Source organism: Acidovorax carolinensis (assembly GCF_002157145.1).
GTDB classification, from domain to species: domain Bacteria; phylum Pseudomonadota; class Gammaproteobacteria; order Burkholderiales; family Burkholderiaceae_C; genus Acidovorax; species Acidovorax carolinensis.
This window is the reverse complement of record NZ_CP021361.1, coordinates 3,234,717-3,253,826: the sequence shown is the minus strand read 5'-3', so window position 1 is coordinate 3,253,826 and position 19,110 is coordinate 3,234,717. Positions and strand designations below refer to the sequence as shown.

Sequence of the window (19,110 nt, the reverse complement as noted above, 5' to 3'; positions counted from 1 at the left end):
CGCCGCGATGCTGAACCTCGCCGAATACCGCCAGCGCCCGGCCTTGCTTGCCGACTGGCTGCCCTGGGCCGGACTGGTCGCGCCGGGCGTCGTCTTGAACAAGGACGGCAGTTTCCAGCGCACGGCCCGGTTTCGCGGGCCTGACCTCGACAGCGCGACGCAAGGCGAGCTGATCGCCACGTCGGCGCGGTTGAACAACGCGCTGCGCCGCATGGGATCGGGCTGGGCGCTATTCATCGAAGCCGAGCGCCGGCCTGCGGCCGACTATCCGCACTCGGAGTTTCCCGAGCCGCTTTCGTGGGTGGTGGAGGAAGAACGCCGGGCCGCCTTCGAGGAATCGGGCAATCACTTCGAGAGCAGCTATCACCTGACGCTGCTTTACCTGCCGCCGGAAGAATCCCGCGCCCGTGCAGCCAAGATGCTCTACGAGAACACGCCGACGAATGGCGTGGACTGGCGCGAGCGGCTGCAAGCCTTCATCGCGGAAACGGATCGCGTCTTTGACCTGCTCGACGGCGTGATGCCGGAGATTGACTGGCTCGATGACGCGCAGACGCTGACCTACTTGCACGCGACCATCTCAACGCGGCGCTATCGCGTGAGCGTGCCCGAAGTGCCGTTCCACATCGACGCGCTGCTGACCGACTCCGCGCTGGTCGGTGGCCTGGCGCCCATGCTGGGCGAACAGCACCTGCGCGTGGTGTCGGTGCGGGGCTTCCCGACCTCGACCTGGCCGGGGATTCTGGACGACCTCAACCGCCTCGGATTTGTCTATCGCTGGTCAACCCGGTTCTTGTGCCTCGACAAATCCGAGGCGGAACGGGAATTGGGGCGCTTGCGCCGCCAGTGGTTCGCCAAGCGCAAGAACGTCATCGCGCTGCTGCGCGAAACGATCTTCCAGCAGGAAAGCCCGCTGGTCGATACCGACGCCAACAACAAGGCCGCTGATGCCGACGCTGCCTTGCAGGAGCTGGGCAGCGATCAAGTCGCCTTCGGCTATCTGACAGCGACCGTCACCGTCATGGACACGGAAGCCGCCGTGGCGGACGAGAAGCTGCGCATGGTGGAGCGTGTCATCCAGGGCCGAGGTTTCGTGACCATCCCCGAAACGCTCAACGCCGTGGATGCATGGCTGTCGTCCATTCCGGGCAACGCCTACGCCAACGTGCGTCAGCCCATCGTCTCGACGCTGAACTTGGCGCACATGATGCCGGTGTCGGCGGTATGGGCTGGGCCGGAGAAGAACGAGCACCTCGACGGCCCGCCGCTGATCGTCACGCGCACCGATGGCGCGACGCCATTCCGGCTGGTGACGCACATCGGCGACGTGGGCCACACGCTGGTCGCCGGCCCGACTGGCATGGGCAAGTCGGTTCTTCTCGCCACGCTGGCGATGCAGTTCCGGCGCTATCGCGGTTCGCGCATCTTCGCCTTCGACATGGGCCGCTCCATGCGCGCCGCCATCCTCGGGCTGGGCGGCGAGCACTACGACCTGGGCACGGATGGCGAAATCGCCTTCCAGCCATTGGCACGCATCGACCGCGAGGGCTACCGCACCTGGGCCGCCGAATGGATCGAGGGTCGCTTGCTGCATGAGGGCGTGGCGGTCGGCCCCGACGAGAAGGCTGCCATCTGGTCGGCGCTGGAGAGCCTGGCCGGTGCGCCGGTGGAGCAGCGCACGATGACGGGGCTTTCTGTGCTGCTGCAATCGAACACGCTGCGGCAGGCGCTGTCGCCGTATGTGCTGGGCGGTGCCCACGGCAAGCTGCTGGACGCCGACCATGACCGGCTGGGTATGGCCGACGTGCAGTGCTTCGAGATGGAGGAGCTGATGCACAGCAAGGCCGCCGTCATGGCCGTGCTGCATTACCTCTTTGCGCGTTTCGATGAACGCTTCGATGGTGCCCCCACGCTGCTGATCCTCGATGAAGCGTGGCTGTTCCTCGATGACCCGGTGTTCGCCGCGCGCATCCGCCAGTGGCTCAAGACCCTGCGCAAGAAGAACGTCAGCGTCATCTTCGCCACGCAGAGCCTCGCCGACATCAAGGATTCGAGCATCGCGCCCGCGATCATCGAGAGCTGCGCGAGTCGGATTTTCTTGCCCAACCCGCAGGCGACCGAGCCGCAGATTCGCACGATCTACGAGGGCTTCGGCCTCAACAGGCGGCAGATCGAAATCGTCGCCACCGCGCAGCCCAAGCGCGACTACTACTACCAATCCCGCCTCGGCAACCGCCTGTTCGACCTCGACCTAGGGCCGGTGGCGCTGGCCTTCGCAGGCGCATCCACCCCGCAGGACCAGCGCGACATCGACCGCGTGCTGGCGCAGGCCGGCGTGCCCGGCTTCGCGGGCGCCTGGCTGCGCCATCGCGGCCTCGATTGGGCGGCCGACCTGCTGCCCTCGTTCCCCGGCCTCGCGCCGGGTTCCCTCGCTGACCAACCCCTGGAGAACCTGCCATGAAAAAGCGTTTTGTCGCCGCCGCCATCGCGGCCATGCTTTGCACCGCCACCGCCCATGCGCAATGGGTCGTGGTCGATCCCACGAACCTCGTGCAGAACACGCTGACCGCGATCCGCACGCTGGAGCAGATTAACAACCAGATCCAGCAGCTTCAGAACGAAGCGCAGATGCTGATGAACCAGGCGCGCAACCTCGCCAGCCTGCCGTCCAGCGTGGTGAACCAGTTGCGCGCCAACCTGGCGACGACCGAGCGGCTGATCGCCCAGGCCCGAGGCTTGGCCTATGACGTGACGAATCTGGATCGGGAGTTCGCGCGCCTGTATCCCGAGCAGTACGCCGCCACCGTCAGCGGCGACCAGATGTACCGCGACGCGCAGGAGCGTTGGCGGAACACGCTCAACGGCTTGCAGACCACGATGCAGATGCAGGCGCAGGTGTCGCAGAACCTGGGCGAAGACGAAAGCGTGCTGGCCGATCTTGTGGGCAAGAGCCAGTCGGCCGAAGGTGCGTTGCAGGCGATGCAGGCCATGAATCAGTTGCTGGCCTTGCAGGCCAAGCAGTCGATCCAATCGCAGCGGCTCCAGATCACGCAAGACCGGGCGGCGTCGCTGGAGCTGGCGCGGCAGGCGGCAGCCACGGAGCGCGCCCGCGAAGTGCGGCGGCGTTTCCTGGGCGAAGGCACGCCGTACACGCCCCAGTCAGTGAACTTCTACGGCAACTGACGGGAGGCCGCCATGCGATGCGTCCTCGCCCCGTCTGTTGTGGTGCTTGTCGTGCTGCTGGCCGCTTGCGGCAAGCAGCCGGCCGACAACCTTGCCGATGCTCTGGCCGCCGATCCCGTGCGGCTGAAGGCATTGCGCGCGCAATGCGCGGCAGACCGGCAGGCCGCGGGCGAGGACGCTTGCCGCGCCGCCGCCGAAGCCTTCCGGCGGCGCTTCTTCTCCGGCCAGGCTGGGCCGGATGAATACCAGACCTTGGCCGACTTGCCGCCGATCCCGCCGAGCTTCGATGAACCGGCCGATGGCATGGCGCCAGCCGTTCCCGCCCAACCGGAGAACACGCCATGAATGACGTGACCATCATCGACCAGTTCCTCAACACCTTTGCCGCGTATATCGACTCGGGTTTCGGGCTGCTGCGGGGCGAAGTGGCGTTCCTCACGGCCACGCTGATCGTCATCGACATGACGATCGCCGGCCTGTATTGGGCCATGAGCCATGCCACCGGTCAGGGCGAGGACGTGATCGCCAAGCTGCTGCGCAAGGTGCTGTACGTCGGCGCCTTCGCCTACATCATCAATAACTTCAACTGGCTGGCCAGCATCGTATTCCGCTCGTTTGCGGGATTGGGCATCACCGCCACCGGCTCGGCCATCACGATGGAAAACTTCCTGCAGCCGGGCCGGTTGGCGAAAACCGGCATCGACGCCGGGGCGCCGATTCTGGAGCAGATCGGCGAGATGGCGGGCTTTCCCGAAGTGTTCGTGAACCTCGACCCCATCGTGGTGATGTTCCTCGCGTGGCTGGTCGTGGTCTTGTGCTTCTTCGTGCTGGCGATCCAACTGTTCATCACGCTGATCGAGTTCAAGCTGACCACGCTCGCCGGATTCGTGCTGGTGCCATTCGCGCTCTGGAACAAGACCGCGTTCCTCGCCGAAAAGGTCTTGGGCAACGTGGTGGCCTCCGGCGTCAAGGTTCTGGTGCTGGCCGTGATCGTCGGTATCGGCTCGGGCTTGTTCGCTCAGTTCCAAGTCCATCCCGCCGAGCCGTCTATCGACCACGCGCTGGTCATCATGCTGGCCTCGCTCACCTTGCTGGCGCTCGGGATCTTCGGCCCCGGCATCGCCACGGGCCTCGTGTCCGGTGCGCCGCAGCTCGGCGCTGGCGCAATGGCCGGTGCTGCTGTCGGCGCTGCCGGCACGGCCGTCGCCATCGGCGCCGCCGCGACGGGCGTGGGTGGCGCCGTGGCTGCTGGCGCGCGCATGGCCCCGGCTGCCGCCAAGCTGGCCGGTAGCGGTGCGCGCGCCGCCACGTCGGCGGCCAGCAGTGCGAAGTCGGCGTTCCAGGCCGGTTCCGCCGCCGCTGGCGGCGGCGCAAAGGGCGCGATGGCGGGCCTAGGCAACGTCGCCAAGACCGGCGCGCAGTCCACCGGACGCGCGGCTGCATCCCGCGCCTCCGCTGCCGGGCAACGCATGGCCGCTCCCTTCCGCGCTGGCTGGAATGGCGCTGCCGCCGATGGCGGCGCGGGCGCGGCATCCGGTCAGGGCGCCGCAGGCGAGGCCGCATCCGGCGCCGCTACCGCGCAGACGCAGGAACAGCCCGCTTGGGCCAAGCGCCTGCATCGTCGCCAGCAACTCACCCATGCCGCGACCACCACCGCCCACGCGCTGCGCGGTGGCGATGGCGGCGGCTCCGGCCAGGGGCCGAGCCTGCGCGATTCCGATTCATAAGGAGAACCGACCATGCGATTCAAGAAACCGCAGGTGCGCTACGCCGACACGCCGCAGCCTGCCACGCCGTACCAAGCTGCCGGCCAGGTGTGGGACGAGCGCATCGGCTCGCCGCGCGTGCAGGCGAAGAACTGGCGCCTGATGGCCTTCGGCTGCCTGACGCTCGCGCTGCTGATGGCCGGCGGCCTGGTGTGGCGCTCGGCACAGTCCATCGTGACGCCCTACGTCGTAGAGGTGGACAACGCGGGCCAGGTACGCGCCGTGGGCGAAGCCGCCACGCCATACCGGCCCAACGATGCGCAGACCGCGCACCACATCGCGCGCGTCGTGACGCTGGTGCGCTCGCTGTCCATCGACCCCATCGTCGTCCGCCAGAACTGGCTGGACGCCTACGACTACACGACCGACAAGGGCGCGGCCGTGCTCAACGACTACGCACGGGTCAACGACCCGTTCGCGCGCATCGGCAAGGAGTCGGTGACGGTGCAGATCATCAGCGTCGTGCGCGCCAGCGACACGTCTTTCAACGTGCGCTGGACGGAACGCCGCTACGTCAACGGCGCCGCGGCGGGCTTGGAGCGGTGGACGGCCGTGGTGTCCATCGTGCTCCAGCCGCCGCGCACCGAAGAACGCCTGCGCCAGAACCCCCTGGGCATCTACGTCAACGGCCTGTCGTGGAGCCGCGAACTGGATTCTTCCGAAGGAGCCAAGCCATGAATGATCTTTTCCGTAAATCCGCTTTGCCGGTGATCCTGCTTGCATCTACTGCTCTTTCCACGGGCTGCGCCACGCAGGGCAAGCCACCGCCGACCATCTCGCTCGATGAGCCGGTGCAGGCCCAGCCGCTACCCGAGCCACCCGCTCCGGTGGAGGTGGTGGCGGTGCCCGAGGTGCTGCCGATGCCGGCGCAGTTGAAGCCATTGCCCGAAGCCGAGGACGCCAAGCCCACGCCGGAGCCAGCCGACGAGAAGGTGCGCGTCTCACGGGCCAATGCCGAGGCGCGCGTCGCACCCACGCGCGAGGGATACGTCAACGCGATTCAGGTGTGGCCGTTCACCGATGGCGCGCTCTACCAAGTCTATGCAGCCGTGGGCCGCGTGACCGTGATTTCGCTCCAGCCGGGCGAGGAGCTGGTGACGGTGGCCGCTGGTGATACCGTGCGCTGGATCGTGGGCGATACGTCCAGCGGCAGCGGTGTCGAGCTGCGCGTGAATGTCTTGGTCAAGCCGATCCGCTCGGGCCTGAAGACCAATCTCGTCATCACGACCAGCCGCCGCACCTATCTGCTGGAGCTGGCTTCGACGGAAAAGACGTGGATGGCATCCGTGTCGTGGGAGTACCCACGCGACCGGATGCTGGCCTTGCAGCGCCAGGCGCAGGCGGCCAGCGCTGCCGCGCCGGTCGATACCGGGCTGTCGTTGGAGAACCTGCGCTTCCGCTACGCGATCAGCGGTAGCAACCCGCCGTGGAAGCCGCTGCGCGCGTTCGACGACGGGCAGAAAGTCTATATCCAGTTCCCCGCCGGCATCGCGCAAGGCGAGCTGCCGCCGCTGTTCGTGATCGGGCCGGAAGGCGACGGGCAACTGGTCAACTATCGCTTCCGCTCACCGTACTACATCGTGGATCGGCTGTTTGGCGCCGCCGAACTCCGCCTGGGCGGAGACAAGGGCGACGTGGTGCGAATTGAGCGCACGGACGGCGTTGCGCGGAGGAACTGACCATGAGCCAAGACGACGCTCCCGACCTTGCCACGCCACAGGCGGGCAAGATGGCGCCCGAGGCGGTGGCGCTGCGTGCCCAGCCGCGCCCGGTCACGCGCTTGAACCGGCGCACGCTGGCCATCCTCGTCGGCGGCCTGTCGGTCGCCGTGCTCGGGGCCACGATCTGGTCGCTGCAACCGCAGCGGCGTGGTACCAACGAGCAGACCGAGCTTTACAACGTCGATCGCGTCTCAAAGTCCGAAGGACTGGATGGCCTGCCGGCCGACTACTCGAAGCTGCCGCCGAAAGTGCCCGAGCTGGGGCCGCCGCTGCCGGGTGATCTCGGCCCAGCCATTGTGAACTCGCAGCAGCCGGTGACGCCGGCGTATGCGCCGCCGGGCCACAACCCCGAAGATGCTTTGCGCAAGGAGGCCGATGCGGCGGCGGCTTCGTCGGTGTTCTTCCGCTCGGGTGGCCAAGGTGCCGCCACGGTAGCGCAGGCAGCGCCGGGTGCGCTTGGCGCGGCAAACACGCTCGCGGCCTTCGACCCGCTTGCTGCTGGGCCGGCCTCGACGGCGGCCCAGCCTGCCGACCCGACCGCCGCGCAGAACCGGCAAGACCAGAAAGAGGCGTTCCTGAAAGCCGGTTCTACGGAAACCCGCAATTCCGGCAATCTGGCGCTGCCCGCGTCCCCTTATCAAGTGATGGCCGGAACGGTGATCGCCGGCGCGCTGGTGACAGGCATCAAGTCGGACTTGCCGGGCGACGTGATCGGCACCGTGACGGAGCCGGTCTATGACACGGCCACGGGCAAGTTCCTGCTGATTCCGCAGGGTTCGCGCATCCTCGGCCGTTACAACAGCCAGGTGAGCTACGGGCAGAGCCGCGTGCAAGTGGTGTGGAACCGGATCATCTTGCCCGACACGTCCTCGCTGACGCTCGACAACCTAGTGGGCACCGACCCGGCCGGCTACGCGGGCTTGGAGGACGACGTGGACTGGCACTGGAACCGCATCTTTGCCGGTGCGGTGCTGACGACGCTGCTGGGCGTCGGCGCAGAACTGGCTGCGCCGGAGAACCGCCAGGACGGCAACCGCATCGTGATCGCCGGGCGTGACAGCGCCCAGGACAGCATCAATCAGGTCGGCCAGGAGATCACCCGACGCAACATGAACATCCAGCCGACGCTGACCGAGCGGCCTGGCCTGCCCGTGCGAATCATCGTCAACCGGGATCTGGTGCTGCGGCCGTACCAGCCGCTGTTCTTCAATCGGGGAGCTTCGCAATGAGCACGACCAAGAAGCTGCGGCTCGGGCCGCTGCCCAAGACCGAAAGCGTCAAACTGACCTTTGCCTGCCCGGCCAGCTTGAAAGCCGACCTCGACCGCTACGCCGCGCTGCACGCGCAGACCTACGGCGAGGCGGTTGATGCCATGACGCTGATCCCTCACATGCTGGAGGCGTTCATGGCGGGGGATCGGGGATTCAGGAAGGACACGGCGACCCGGAGCGCGCCATCGAAGCCGACATGATGGCGTCGCATACCAACGGCATCCATCGAACGCGCAGCCCCAGGCTGCGCGTTCTTCATTCTGGATGCCGCTATGCCTCCTGGGCTATGATGACGCGACAGGCCCGCCGTTCCTCGGCAATCCAGCACGACGCAGTGCGATGCGGCTTTCTCCCCCGACGCTCTTATGTGGCTCCTAGCCGACGAAGCCGTGGTTCTGCAAAGCGGCCCCGAAAAGAGCTAACCTACTGTCCCATATATGGTTTCAAGCCTTACGTGCTTTGCACGCAAGACTTGACACCGGCACTTTTTTGGCACCCTGATGTCCGGCTTGCTCTACCAGTGGGGCGGGTTGTTGTACGCCCTCATCGGGTCTGCGGTGATGCTGGCGATTTGCTGGCTGGTCACGCTGGCTTTACCGGTGACGGTGGACAAGCAAGCGCCTGCTGCGGCGTGAGGATGGCGCATGCATGAAACCGACCTGTTCGAGGCGCGCGCAGTCGCGCAAGAAAGGGCCACCACGCCACTTGGTCCGTGTAATGCAGCGAATCGTTTCCGTTCCCAATCCTTCCACCGTTGCTGCTGAAAGTAGGTATTCACATGTCCCATCGCATCTACAACGTACTTTTCATCTGCACGCACAACTGCGCGCGCAGCATCCTCGCCGAGGCGATCCTGAACCAGAACGGCGCGGGCAGATTCCGCGCCTTCAGCGCGGGCAGCCACCCTGCGGGCCAGGTCAACCCGCATGCGCTCGAACTGCTGGAAAGAAATCATTTCTCGACCAAGGGTTTGCGAAGCAAGAACTGGAATGAGTTTGCGACCCCCGATGCACCCGTCATGGACTATGTGCTGACGGTGTGCGATAAGGCGGCGGGGGAGGTGTGCCCTGTCTGGCCGGGTCAGCCGATGTCGGCACACTGGGGCGTCGAGGACCCGGCAGCGGTGGAAGGCGATGAAGAAGCCGTGAACAAGGCATTCAAAGACGCCTTCATCGTGATGAGCCGCCGCATTGCGCTGTTCCTGAGTTTGCCGCTTGAAAAGCTCGACAAGCTTTCGTTGCACAAAGAGCTTGTCCAGATTGGGCAAACCAAAGACTGAGTGGTCCACATTTTTGCCGGGCCTGGACTGCGTAGAGTCCAGGCCTTTTTCCATTGAGAGAGGGTGTCCGCCATGGGGTTGTTTGAACGGTATTTGACGATTTGGGTAGCGCTGGGTATTGCAGCCGGTGTGGGGCTGGGGCTGGTTCTGCCAGCGCTTTTTCAGGCCGTTGCCGGCCTGGAGATTGCGCAGGTCAATCTCGTCGTGGCGGTGTTCATCTGGGTGATGATTTATCCGATGATGATCCAGATCGACTGGGCCGCCATCAAGGACGTGGGCAAGAAACCGCAAGGGTTGCTGCTGACGCTGACAGTCAACTGGCTGATCAAACCGTTCACCATGGCTGCGCTGGGTGTCCTGTTCTTCAAATACCTCTTCGCCCCCTGGGTGGATCCGCAATCGGCCAGCGAGTACATCGCCGGCATGATTTTGCTGGGCGTTGCGCCTTGCACCGCCATGGTTTTTGTGTGGAGTCAGCTCGTCAAGGGTGATGCGAACTACACACTGGTCCAGGTCTCGGTGAACGATCTGGTGATGGTGGTGGCGTTTGCTCCCATCGCGGCGTTTTTGCTGGGCGTGACCAACGTCACCGTTCCCTGGGAAACCCTTGTGTTGTCCACCGTGCTGTATGTGGTGCTGCCCCTGGCCGCTGGCATGGCCACCCGTCACCACTTGGCCAGGCGCTCCCCGCAGGCGGTCGGCGCCTTCGTGGCGCAGCTCAAGCCCTGGTCCATCGTGGGCCTCATTGCCACGGTGGTGCTGTTGTTCGGTTTTCAGGCGGGCACCATCGTCGAGAAACCCGCAGTCATTGGGCTGATTGCCATTCCGCTGGTGTTGCAGACCTATGGCATCTTTTTCATCAGCTGGTGGGGCGCAAAGTTGCTCAAGCTGCCCCACGATGTCGCGGGCCCCGCCTGCCTTATCGGCACGTCCAACTTCTTTGAGCTGGCGGTGGCGGTGGCGATTTCGCTTTTTGGGCTCAACTCGGGCGCTGCCCTGGCCACGGTGGTCGGCGTGCTTGTCGAGGTGCCGGTGATGCTTTCACTTGTGGCGATCGTCAATGCATGGCGGCCGCATGTGCACGCCCCTCGTGCATGAGCAGGTGAGCGCTTGCCCGCGGCGTTTCATCGCTCCGAAAAAAGGTCCCTGATCACCTGATAGTCAGCGTTGGTGACCGGAACAAATTGCTCGGCGCCCCTGGATTCCAGCATGGCCCGCAAGGGCGCGGCGTTGAAAAAAACGCGGTGAATTTTTTCCACGACGGATTTGCACAGGCGATTGCGCAACACGAATGGGTCGTACGGTATGGGCTCCGATTGCCAGACAACCGCCAGTTCGCCAGGGGCAATGCGCCCCAGTTTCAGTGCCTCTTCAAAGCGTGCGGTGGACACAAACCCCGCATCCACGAGCCCCTTACTAACCGCATCTATGGCGCGGTCATGAGAGCCGGCAAACGAGATGCGGCTGAAGTAGTTGTCGATGCTCTGGCCGGTCTTGTTCTTGACGAACTGCCTTGGCACCAGGCTGCCGGAGGTGCTTGCCGGGTCCGTCAGGCTCAGTGACCTGTTGCGCAGGTCGTTGATTCCGGCGATCCCCTGGTTGGACCGCACAATCAAAATGGACCGGTACATCGCGAGCACGTTGGCACCGGCTGGTCCGCGGCCAGAGTTAGCGGCAAACGGCTTCACGGCGGCGTTACGGTCCATCAGCATCGCATAGGCTGCCGGGCCCAGTTCGGCCAGATCGATGCTATCGCTCAACAATCCCTCGATGACGGAGCCATAGGACGGCGATGCCACCACCACCACAGGCCGCTGCAGCGCCCTCTCCAGTTCGACCTGCAGCGGTCGGAATTCTTGCAGCTGTTTCTGGGTATTTGTCTTGGGGATCAACGCGACGCGCAGCGTGCGGGGATCCTCACAAGCGGCATCCGATGCCGCGGCCAGAGAGGGGGCCAGAAGCCCCGCCACAAGCATGATCAAAAAGGAAAGTTTGCTCATGAGGGAATGATGGTGGCCTGGATCAGGAGTTTCTGCGCCTCGGCGCTGGGCACGGGTCTGCTCAGGAAGTAGCCCTGCACCTCGTCGCATCCGGCCATCTTGAGCTGCACCAGCTGGTCCATCAGTTCGACGCCTTCAGCGACCACGCGCATCTGCAGGCCGTGCGCAAGCGTGATGATTGATGTCACGATCACGCCCACGTCCGTCTTGCTGCGAATTCCGTTGATGAACGACCGATCAATCTTGATGGTGCTGATGGGCAGGTCACGTATCTGGCTAAGGCTGGAAAATCCGCTGCCAAAGTCGTCCAGACCGATGCGTATGCCCAGCTTGCGCAGATCCTCCAGAACCTTGATGGCCTGACCTATGGGTTCGACCAGGCAACTTTCGGTGATCTCCAGCTCCAGATCGCCGGGGCTCAAGCCGTGGTCGTGCAAAAGCTGCATGATCTTGGTCGCCAGGCTGCCATCGCGCAATTGCATGGGCGACACATTGAACGCCAAAGGCACCAGCGGTATGCCCTGGGCTTTCCACCGGGCTTGCTGCGCGCAACAGGCCTTCATGACCCAATCTCCCAGCGCAACGATCAGGCCGGACTCTTCTGCCATGGCGATGAAATCGTTGGGATACACCAGTCCGAATTCGGGGTGTTGCCATCGCACCAGTGCCTCCATGCCCGAGATGCGATAGTTGGCCAGATTCACCTTGGGCTGAAAGTGAAGCACCAGCTCGTCGTTGTCGATGGCTTTGGGGAGCTGGCGCTCCAGCTGGATGGCCCGGTCTTGCGCAGGGTTCAGGCTGGCGTCGTAGTAGGTGAACCGCCCCCGCCCCATGCGCTTGGACTCATACATCGCGGCATCCGCATGCCGGCACAGCGTCGTGACATCGTGCCCGTCACGCGGAAAGCATGCAATGCCGGCGCTCGGGCTGACCTGAATCTCATGGCCGTCGATATCGGGATAAGGCAGGCTCAGTTGTGCCACCAGCTTCGATGCCAGAGCATCCATGTCTTGGGGCTGCTCGAGGCCGGTGACCAGCACAGCAAACTCATCGCCCCCCATGCGACCGACCACATCGGCACTGCGTACGCTGGTGCGAAGGCGTTCGCTGACGGCGTGCAGCAGTTTGTCGCCGACATGGTGGCCCAGCGAGTCGTTGATGAGCTTGAACCGATCAAGGTCCAGGTACATCAGCATGTAGTGTTTGCGGCTGCGCCGAGCCCCTTCCAGATGACTGGCGACGAGCTCATTGAACATGCGCCGGTTGTGCAAACCAGTCAAGTGGTCGTATGACGCCAACGTCATTGCCCGAGACTTCTCGCTCTCCAGGCGCATGATCAAACCGTGCTTTTCCTCGTCGGATGCGCGCAACGCCTCCAGCAACGTCTGCTGGCGGCGCGTGCTGCGCACCAGCCCCCACGCGGCGCCCGTCAAGATGAGACTGAGCGAGCCCAGGATTCCCCACACGCGCAAACTGCTGTCGCCATGGCTGCTGTGAATCTCCTGTATTCCTCGACTGACCACAACGATGAAGGGCGCACGCTCTACCCGCTGAAAGCGCGCCAGTTGCTTACCCTCAGACCCTGGCAGGACGCCTCTCCAAAGGCCCTCGGAGGCATTGACCGGCGCGAACTGAGGCAGATGGCGGGGCTGCTGGCTCAACGAAAGTCCTTCTGGGCGCGCCTCGGCGATCTCAATGCCATCCAGCCCCAGGATAAAGATGGACCCCGTGGCGCCCATGTCGATGTTGCGGTAGAGCTGCAGAAAATAACCAAGGTCCAGCATGGCAAGCAGGTAGCCCGATTGCGGGGGCTGCCCACTCGGAGCCGATACCAAGAGCGGAACTTGCCAAGCGTTTTCTTTGAGCAGCGGGCCCACCTGAACATCCGAGTCTGTTGCCAGAAGGTCATCCTTGGAGTTGCCCACCTGCTGCAGGAATGCCTTGATTTGCGGGCCATCCACAAACGGAGACGACGAGCTCAGTCGATCCAGCGCGCTGTCATACAGCGCAAGCCTCAAAAAAGTGCGGTCTGACGCCAGCATCGACGTCAATCGAGCAGATGCGCTGGACGGATCTTCGTCTGCGGCATGGTTCACGGTAACTGCCATCAATCGGCTGCGATCCACGACCTGGGCCAAGTTTTCCGCAATGATGGCAGCCAGACTGCGTTGCTGAAGATCGGCATTCTTCTCCAGCAGCGCTGCCTCGGCCCGCAAGCGCTGCCAAGTCAGTATCCAGATCAAGGCCAGCACGATCAGCAACGCCGAAATGCTGATCCACTGCAATTGTTGAGAGCTGCCAACGGGGCCGGTGAGCCGCTTTGCGAAGACGGAGCGAAATTTGTGGGGGATCAAGCGACGGAGCGATCTGAAAGGTCAACCGCTGATCGTGCGACAAAGTTGTGACGCGTGCATGTCAAAACCGGGGCTTGTCATTTGCCGCCCAACGCAATGGCATTCGACGGCAGGGATTCTTGTTGCTCCTGCGTTGGCGCGGCTCGCTTGCGGAGCATGCCAAAGACCAGAAACAACAAAGCCCCATCGCTGGGGCATTTTTGCGACTGCTTCAACCTGTTCGGGTTTTGGCGGGTGTCATGGGGGGCAATGGCGAACGCCTTGAAACCCGCATGAATACCGGGTTGTGGCGGAGACTGTGAGATTCGAACTCACGGACGGTTGCCCGTCGGCAGTTTTCAAGACTGCTGGTTTAAACCACTCACCCAAGTCTCCGGGCTGGAAGCCGCATATTCTAGCTGCCCGCCTGCACTGTTTTCTGTTACCTGCCGTTGGCTCGGGCGAAGGCCACCATGCGCGCCGTGCCCTGGGGCTTACATGCCCAGTGACTTGAGCAGTTCGTCGGTGTCGCTCGAGGGCACGGGGGGCAGGGGCACTTCGGCGTCTGCGTTTGCGCGGGTCTGTGCCATCAGTGCGTCGGGATCGGGGGTTTCCTGCGGCTCGAAGTCATACAGTTTGATGAATTCGGTGCGGTCGATGGCCAGTTCCAGATAGAAGATGTTGTTGTTGCCGGTGTAGAAAGTCACGCGCCGGGCCTCGGGCTTGTCCAGGTTGGCGTCCACGCTCAGCATCACCTGCTTGTTCAGCACCAGCATCTTGGGCTGGTTCTGGGTGATGTGGGTCTGCAGCTCGCGCCGCACCTTGCCGGTGAAGTCGCCCACCACCTGGTTCATGAGTTCGCCCATCACGTTGCTCACTTCGTCCGAGGTGTAGGACGTGACCAGATCGTCTTTCGACATGCCCATGTTCAGCAGATAGCTCTGATACAGCTCCATGGCGGCGGATGCCGAGAAGTTGATGATCACCAGGCCCGAGAAGCCGCCATCAAACAGCACAAAGCAGCCAATGTCGGGCTTGAGGCAGGTCTTGCTGATGCGCTGCACCATGCCGGAATAGTGGATCTGGCTGTGCGTGGCCACGTTCAGCACGCGGGTGACCGAGTTGCACAGGCTGATCAGCAGATCTTCGGTGCCGTAAACGACGGATGTTTCTGGGTTGCTCATGGTGCGTATTTTTTTTGGGCTGAAGAAGTTGGCTTGTGTGCACAGCATAGGCGACGAATGGACTCGGGCGCCAAAGCGATGCGTGGCTGCCTTGCACAGTATCACCCTGGGTGCCGTGGCGGGTGCCAGCGACCAGCGCGGGGCGGGCGCGTTCACGTCACATCCCTGTCAAATGCCATCCACAGACTCAGCCTCTTCCTCAACCTTTGGGTTTTTTCATGCTGGAACAATATTTTTGCCCGCCGACCCGTATTTCGCGCCGTGTGGCCGGTTTCGGGCTGCTGGCCCTGGTAGCGGCCACTGTTGCGGCCTGTGGCGGCAGTGACAGCGATGGTTCCTCCAATGCGGGCGCCACAGCCACGCTGGCCGTGCTCGAGACGACCGACTTGCACTTCAACGTGCGCAGCTATGACTATTTCAAGCTCGCGGAAGACAAGTCGTATGGCTTCGAGCGCACTGCCACGCTGGTGCGCGCCGCGCGCAAAGAGTTTGCCAACACGCTGCTGGTGGACAACGGCGACACCATCCAGGGCACGGCGCTGGCCGACTACGAGGCCACCATCACCCCCATCCCCTGCACGCAGCAGCTGTCGATGTACAAGGCCATGGGTGCGCTGGGCTTTGACGCCGGCACGCTGGGCAACCACGAGTTCAACTACGGCCTGCCCTTTTTGAACCAGGTGCTGGGCGGCGGGCTGGATGTGGAAGGTGTCGATGCCACCAAGAAATGCGCGGGCGCGGGCTATCCCATGGCTTTGGCCAACGTGTACAGCAGCAAAACCAAAAAGCCACTGGTGCAGCCCTACACGATCCTTGAGCGCACGCTGACCGCCAAGGGCACCGATGGCAAGGACGTGAAACTGCCCATCAAGGTGGGCGTGATCGGTTTCACAACGCCCGGCATCCTGAACTGGGACAAGCGCTACCTCGAAGGCAAGGTTTATACCGAAGGCGCAGTGGAATCCGCCAACAAGTACGTGCCCGAGCTGCGCGCCAAGGGCGCAGACATCGTCGTGGCCTTGCTGCACGGCGGTCTCGACAGTGCTGCCTACTCGCCCACCATGGAGAACCCCGGCCTGCACCTGTCCAAGGTGGCGGGCATTGACGCCATGGTGATGGGCCACCAGCACAGCGTGTTCCCTGACGCGGCGGCCACGCCGGCCTTCTCGCAGGCTGGCGTGGACAACAAGGCGGGCACCATCAATGGCGTACCTGCCGTGATGGCCAGTTCGTGGGGCAAGGCGCTGGGCGTGATCCAGCTGTCGCTGCAGTGGGACGGCACCAAGTGGGCCGTCAACAAGGCCGCGAGCAAGAGCGAGCTGCGCAATATCCAGAGCAAGAACGCCGCTGGCGCCACCGTCTATGCGGAGCCCGATGCCACCGTGGCGCCGCTGATCGAGACGCAGCACCAGGCCGCGATCAAGTACGTGAAGACGCCCATCGGTAGCACCGACTTCCGCATGAGCACGCTGTTTGCCGACGTGGGCGACCCCGGCGCGATCCAGATCGTGAACCAGGCGCAGCAGGCCTACGTGGCCGCCTACATCAAGGCCAGCCTGCCGCAATACGCTGCATTGCCAGTGCTTTCGGTGAGTGCACCGTTCAAGAGCGGCTTCCAGGGCGGGGCTGATTACACCGACGTGGCCGTGGGCCCGCTGGCCATCAACAACGCGGCCGACCTGTATCTCTACCCCAACACGGTGTATGCGGTAAAGGTCAACGGGGGTGACATCAAGAACTGGCTGGAGGCGGCTGCCAAGCGCTTCAACCAGATCGACCCGGTCAAGACCACCGAGCAGCAACTGATCAGCACCTTCCCGGGCTACAACTACGACATGTTCACCACGGGCGATCTGCAGTACGAGATCGACGTGACGCAGGCCGTGGGCAGCCGCATCAAGAACCTGACCTACCTGGGCAAGCCCATCGATGTGGTGCAGGAGTTCGTGATCGCCACCAACAACTACCGCGCGACCAGCGGCAAGAGCTTCATCGACAAGCTCGACGGCTCGGGCACCATCTGGGCCTCGCCCGATGCGAACCGCGACGTGGTGATCGAGTACATCCGCAAGAACCCCGTGGTGACCCGCGCCACCAACGGCGCGGCCAAGAGCTGGCGCTTTGCCAAGGCGACCGTGGCCGGCCCGGTGGTGTTCAGCTCGGGTGCCAATGCGCTGCCCGTGGCGCTGGCCGCTGGGTTAACCAATGTGTCGCTGTTGGCGGCCGACGACGGCTCGGGCAAGGGCACGTCCAAGTACGCCATCGATCTGTCCAAATAGCCTGGCCCAGCCACTGCGGCCGGAAGCGCAGGCAAGTAGCCCGCTTTCGGGTGCAGTAGCAGGTTTTTGCTATAAATTAAATAGCTGCTAGCGATTATCCAGCATGCGCTGGCAGCCTTTTTCTATGTATTTCTGTGGTTCGCGGGCTTGAGCAGCACCACCAGTGCCCCCGCGCCACCGTCCATGGGCCGTGCCTGCACAAAGGCCAGCACCTCGTTTTTTTGCACCAGCCAGCGCTGCACGCGGCTTTTGAGCACGGGGCTTTTGCCCGGCGAGCCCAAGCCTTTGCCATGCACCACGCGCACGCAGCGCAGGCCAATCTTGTGGGTGTGGCGGATGAACTGGCCCAGGGCCTCGCGGGCCTCGTCCACGCGCAGGCCGTGCAGGTCGAGCTGGCGCTGGATGCTCCAGTGGCCGGCGCGCAGGCGGCGCGTCACTTCCACGCCGATGCCGGGGCGGCGATAGCTGAGCTGGTCGTCGGTGTCGAGCAGGGTGCTTACATCGAAGTCGTCGCTGATGGATTCGAGCAGCACGCGTTCTTCGTCCAGCCAGTGCTGCACGGGCAGCGGCGGTGGCTGGCGGTGCCGCAGGCGCGCGAGGTTGGGGTTGCGCAATGAGGTCACCGGCCCCACGCTGCGGCTGAACAGGTGGCGCTCGGCTTCCAGCCGGGCCGCGGCCTCGCGCTGTGCTTTGGCCTGCGCCTCGGCGCGTTCGTGCTCTTCGCGCAACTGGCGGGCCACGGAGGCCAGGTCGTGCAGGTCATGGATGCGCAGGCTGGCGCGGCGTGGTGCCGGGGCGTTGCGGCGGGTTTTGGCTTGCCCGGCGGGCCGGGGCGTGTCGGCAGCGGGCGGCGGGGCCGATGGGCGCACCTGGTTGGCGTTGGCCCGCCGTGCTGCAGCGGTTGCAGTGGCTGCACGGCGCACCGCGCGTGGCGCATTCGCTTCGCCCTCGTGCGCAGGTGCGGGCGGCTGTGCGGCTGCTGCGGCACTGGGCCTGGCCCGCGCCGCGGCGCGCTCCAGCGCTGCGGCCAGGGCGCCCGGGCGTTCTGCGTCCGCGGGGCCGGGGGGCGCTGCAGGCCTGGACGGCATCACACCAGGCCTTTCTCGGCCATCGACAAGGCCTGGCCTGGCGCCACGATGACATGGTCGAGCACGCGCACATCCACCAGCGCCAGCGTGGTCTTGAGGGTTTGGGTAAGCGCTTCGTCGGCCCGGCTGGGCTGCACGCTGCCGCTGGGGTGGTTGTGCGCCAGCACCACCGCCGCGGCCTGGTGGTGCAGGGCGCGCAGCACCACTTCGCGTGGGTAAACGCTGGTCTGTGTGAGGGTGCCCCTGAAGAGCTCTTCCATGGCCAGCAGGCGGTTCTGGCTGTCGAGAAACAGCACGGCAAACACCTCGTGGCCCTTGGCCGCCAGGTGCAGCTGCAGGTAGTGCCTGACGGCGTCGGGCGAGTCAAACACCTCGCGCTCGCGCAGTTGCTGCGCCAGGGCGCGGCGGGCCAGTTCGAGCACGGCCACCAGCTCGGCGCGCTTGGCCGGGCCCAGGCCCTTGATGCGTTCCAGGTCGGCGGCGCTGGTGTGCAGCAGCCCGGCAATGCCGCCAAAGCCACCGCCGAGCTGGCCGGTGGCGGCGTCCACCGCGGGTGGATCGAGCAGCTCCTGCGCCATCTGCAGCACGCCCTTGCCTACGATGCCGGTGCGCAGCAAGATGGCCAGCAGCTCGGCATCGGCCAGCGCCGCAGGGCCGCGTGCCAGCAGTTTTTCGCGGGGCTGGGCATCGGAGGGCAGGTCTTTGAGGGGCATGGCGCTGGGGGGTAGTGCGCCCGCCAAGGGGCGACGGGCGTAGGGCTTTGCCCGGTTTTCTACAATGCAGCCCAGTTTAGAGCGTGTTTTGCACTTTTACGTACCCACGTTGGATCCAAAGGCTAGTGATCGCAAGGCGCGGACCGTTGCCAAGGCCGGGGCCTTGGCAAGGGCTGCAACGCCGCGAGTGCTGGCCTTTGGGTCCAACCCTCTGGGAAAGCCGGGAAAAGGCCCGGCCACGTTGTTGCAAACCGCTTGCGGTATTGATACCGCGGCGCTTACTGCGCCTGGTG

17 protein-coding genes and 1 tRNA gene are annotated in these 19,110 nt (G+C 64.4%); 12 read left to right on the top strand and 6 right to left on the bottom strand.

Annotation, left to right across the window (positions count from 1 at the left end; translation table 11 throughout):
- Positions 1–7 precede the first annotated feature (7 nt).
- The 11 genes from trbE (at position 8) to arsB (ending at position 10,318) form a co-directional block, all read left to right on the top strand.
- Positions 8–2,461, top strand: coding sequence for a conjugal transfer protein TrbE (trbE, locus tag CBP34_RS15175; protein WP_094098523.1), 2,454 nt, complete (start codon positions 8–10; stop codon positions 2,459–2,461).
- Positions 2,458–3,183 carry a P-type conjugative transfer protein TrbJ gene (trbJ, locus tag CBP34_RS15170; RefSeq protein WP_094098522.1) on the top strand — a complete coding sequence of 242 codons (726 nt, stop codon included), beginning with the start codon at positions 2,458–2,460 and terminating at the stop codon, positions 3,181–3,183. Before trbE ends, trbJ begins: the two co-directional genes overlap by 4 nt.
- A gap of 12 nt (positions 3,184–3,195) precedes the next feature.
- Positions 3,196–3,528, top strand: a complete 333-nt coding sequence (locus tag CBP34_RS15165) for a hypothetical protein (protein WP_094098521.1) — start codon at positions 3,196–3,198, stop codon at positions 3,526–3,528.
- Entirely contained in the window at positions 3,525–4,910 is a 1,386-nt protein-coding gene (gene trbL, locus CBP34_RS15160; protein ID WP_024162190.1) for a P-type conjugative transfer protein TrbL, read from the top strand. Before CBP34_RS15165 ends, trbL begins: the two co-directional genes overlap by 4 nt.
- 12 nt (positions 4,911–4,922) lie before the next feature.
- Positions 4,923–5,627 carry a conjugal transfer protein TrbF gene (trbF, locus tag CBP34_RS15155; RefSeq protein ID WP_094098520.1) on the top strand — a complete coding sequence of 235 codons (705 nt, stop codon included), beginning with the start codon at positions 4,923–4,925 and terminating at the stop codon, positions 5,625–5,627.
- Complete coding sequence (gene trbG, locus CBP34_RS15150; protein WP_094098519.1) at positions 5,624–6,628, top strand: P-type conjugative transfer protein TrbG; 1,005 nt, start codon at positions 5,624–5,626, stop codon at positions 6,626–6,628. The genes trbF and trbG overlap by 4 nt, the downstream gene beginning before the upstream one ends.
- 2 nt (positions 6,629–6,630) lie before the next feature.
- On the top strand, positions 6,631–7,899 hold the full coding sequence (locus CBP34_RS15145; protein WP_094098518.1) for a TraB/TrbI/VirB10 family type IV secretion system protein: 1,269 nt from the start codon (positions 6,631–6,633) through the stop codon (positions 7,897–7,899).
- Complete coding sequence (locus tag CBP34_RS15140) at positions 7,896–8,141, top strand: DUF2274 domain-containing protein (RefSeq protein WP_003097776.1); 246 nt, start codon at positions 7,896–7,898, stop codon at positions 8,139–8,141. The genes CBP34_RS15145 and CBP34_RS15140 overlap by 4 nt, the downstream gene beginning before the upstream one ends.
- Before the next feature lie 300 nt (positions 8,142–8,441).
- A complete protein-coding gene (locus tag CBP34_RS20280; RefSeq protein WP_257789676.1) occupies positions 8,442–8,576 on the top strand; it encodes a hypothetical protein in 135 nt (44 codons plus the stop codon).
- A 143-nt stretch (positions 8,577–8,719) separates the two neighbouring features.
- Positions 8,720–9,220, top strand: coding sequence for an arsenate reductase ArsC (locus CBP34_RS15135; RefSeq protein WP_086913181.1), 501 nt, complete (start codon positions 8,720–8,722; stop codon positions 9,218–9,220).
- A gap of 72 nt (positions 9,221–9,292) precedes the next feature.
- A complete protein-coding gene (gene arsB / locus CBP34_RS15130; protein ID WP_094098517.1) occupies positions 9,293–10,318 on the top strand; it encodes an ACR3 family arsenite efflux transporter in 1,026 nt (341 codons plus the stop codon).
- 26 nt (positions 10,319–10,344) lie between these two features.
- On the opposite strand, the gene CBP34_RS15125 is transcribed toward arsB, so the two are convergent.
- The 4 genes from CBP34_RS15125 to CBP34_RS15110 all read right to left on the bottom strand — a co-directional run bounded on the left by CBP34_RS15125 (position 10,345) and on the right by CBP34_RS15110 (position 14,737).
- Entirely contained in the window at positions 10,345–11,220 is an 876-nt protein-coding gene (locus CBP34_RS15125; RefSeq protein ID WP_157896491.1) for a phosphate/phosphite/phosphonate ABC transporter substrate-binding protein, read from the bottom strand.
- Positions 11,217–13,505 carry a putative bifunctional diguanylate cyclase/phosphodiesterase gene (locus tag CBP34_RS15120; RefSeq protein ID WP_236748436.1) on the bottom strand — a complete coding sequence of 763 codons (2,289 nt, stop codon included), beginning with the start codon at positions 13,503–13,505 and terminating at the stop codon, positions 11,217–11,219. The genes CBP34_RS15125 and CBP34_RS15120 overlap by 4 nt, the downstream gene beginning before the upstream one ends.
- Positions 13,506–13,861: 356 nt before the next feature.
- A tRNA-Ser gene (locus CBP34_RS15115) sits at positions 13,862–13,949 on the bottom strand.
- A 98-nt stretch (positions 13,950–14,047) separates the two neighbouring features.
- Complete coding sequence (locus CBP34_RS15110) at positions 14,048–14,737, bottom strand: DUF3334 family protein (RefSeq protein WP_086914163.1); 690 nt, start codon at positions 14,735–14,737, stop codon at positions 14,048–14,050.
- Between the two features lie 218 nt (positions 14,738–14,955).
- Between CBP34_RS15110 and CBP34_RS15105 the strand changes: the two genes are divergently transcribed.
- Positions 14,956–17,016, top strand: coding sequence for a bifunctional 2',3'-cyclic-nucleotide 2'-phosphodiesterase/3'-nucleotidase (locus CBP34_RS15105; RefSeq protein ID WP_094098515.1), 2,061 nt, complete (start codon positions 14,956–14,958; stop codon positions 17,014–17,016).
- 122 nt (positions 17,017–17,138) lie between these two features.
- On the opposite strand, the gene CBP34_RS15100 is transcribed toward CBP34_RS15105, so the two are convergent.
- Both CBP34_RS15100 and radC read right to left on the bottom strand, forming a co-directional pair.
- A complete protein-coding gene (locus CBP34_RS15100; protein ID WP_094099203.1) occupies positions 17,139–17,789 on the bottom strand; it encodes a Smr/MutS family protein in 651 nt (216 codons plus the stop codon).
- A 314-nt stretch (positions 17,790–18,103) separates the two neighbouring features.
- Positions 18,104–18,817, bottom strand: coding sequence for a RadC family protein (gene radC, locus CBP34_RS15095; protein ID WP_086913166.1), 714 nt, complete (start codon positions 18,815–18,817; stop codon positions 18,104–18,106).
- Positions 18,818–19,110: the final 293 nt, after the last annotated feature.

Excerpts from the sequence above, each read along its gene's own strand:
- trbE (WP_094098523.1), top strand. The coding sequence starts at position 8 with ATGCTGAACCTCGCCGAATACCGCCAGCGCCCGGCCTTGCTTGCCGAC.
- trbJ (WP_094098522.1), top strand. The coding sequence starts at position 2,458 with ATGAAAAAGCGTTTTGTCGCCGCCGCCATCGCGGCCATGCTTTGCACC.
- CBP34_RS15165 (WP_094098521.1), top strand. The coding sequence starts at position 3,196 with ATGCGATGCGTCCTCGCCCCGTCTGTTGTGGTGCTTGTCGTGCTGCTG.
- trbL (WP_024162190.1), top strand. The coding sequence starts at position 3,525 with ATGAATGACGTGACCATCATCGACCAGTTCCTCAACACCTTTGCCGCG.
- trbF (WP_094098520.1), top strand. The coding sequence starts at position 4,923 with ATGCGATTCAAGAAACCGCAGGTGCGCTACGCCGACACGCCGCAGCCT.
- trbG (WP_094098519.1), top strand. The coding sequence starts at position 5,624 with ATGAATGATCTTTTCCGTAAATCCGCTTTGCCGGTGATCCTGCTTGCA.
- CBP34_RS15145 (WP_094098518.1), top strand. The coding sequence starts at position 6,631 with ATGAGCCAAGACGACGCTCCCGACCTTGCCACGCCACAGGCGGGCAAG.
- CBP34_RS15140 (WP_003097776.1), top strand. The coding sequence starts at position 7,896 with ATGAGCACGACCAAGAAGCTGCGGCTCGGGCCGCTGCCCAAGACCGAA.
- CBP34_RS20280 (WP_257789676.1), top strand. The coding sequence starts at position 8,442 with ATGTCCGGCTTGCTCTACCAGTGGGGCGGGTTGTTGTACGCCCTCATC.
- CBP34_RS15135 (WP_086913181.1), top strand. The coding sequence starts at position 8,720 with ATGTCCCATCGCATCTACAACGTACTTTTCATCTGCACGCACAACTGC.
- arsB (WP_094098517.1), top strand. The coding sequence starts at position 9,293 with ATGGGGTTGTTTGAACGGTATTTGACGATTTGGGTAGCGCTGGGTATT.
- CBP34_RS15125 (WP_157896491.1), bottom strand. The coding sequence starts at position 11,220 with ATGAGCAAACTTTCCTTTTTGATCATGCTTGTGGCGGGGCTTCTGGCC.
- CBP34_RS15110 (WP_086914163.1), bottom strand. The coding sequence starts at position 14,737 with ATGAGCAACCCAGAAACATCCGTCGTTTACGGCACCGAAGATCTGCTG.
- CBP34_RS15105 (WP_094098515.1), top strand. The coding sequence starts at position 14,956 with ATGCTGGAACAATATTTTTGCCCGCCGACCCGTATTTCGCGCCGTGTG.
- radC (WP_086913166.1), bottom strand. The coding sequence starts at position 18,817 with ATGCCCCTCAAAGACCTGCCCTCCGATGCCCAGCCCCGCGAAAAACTG.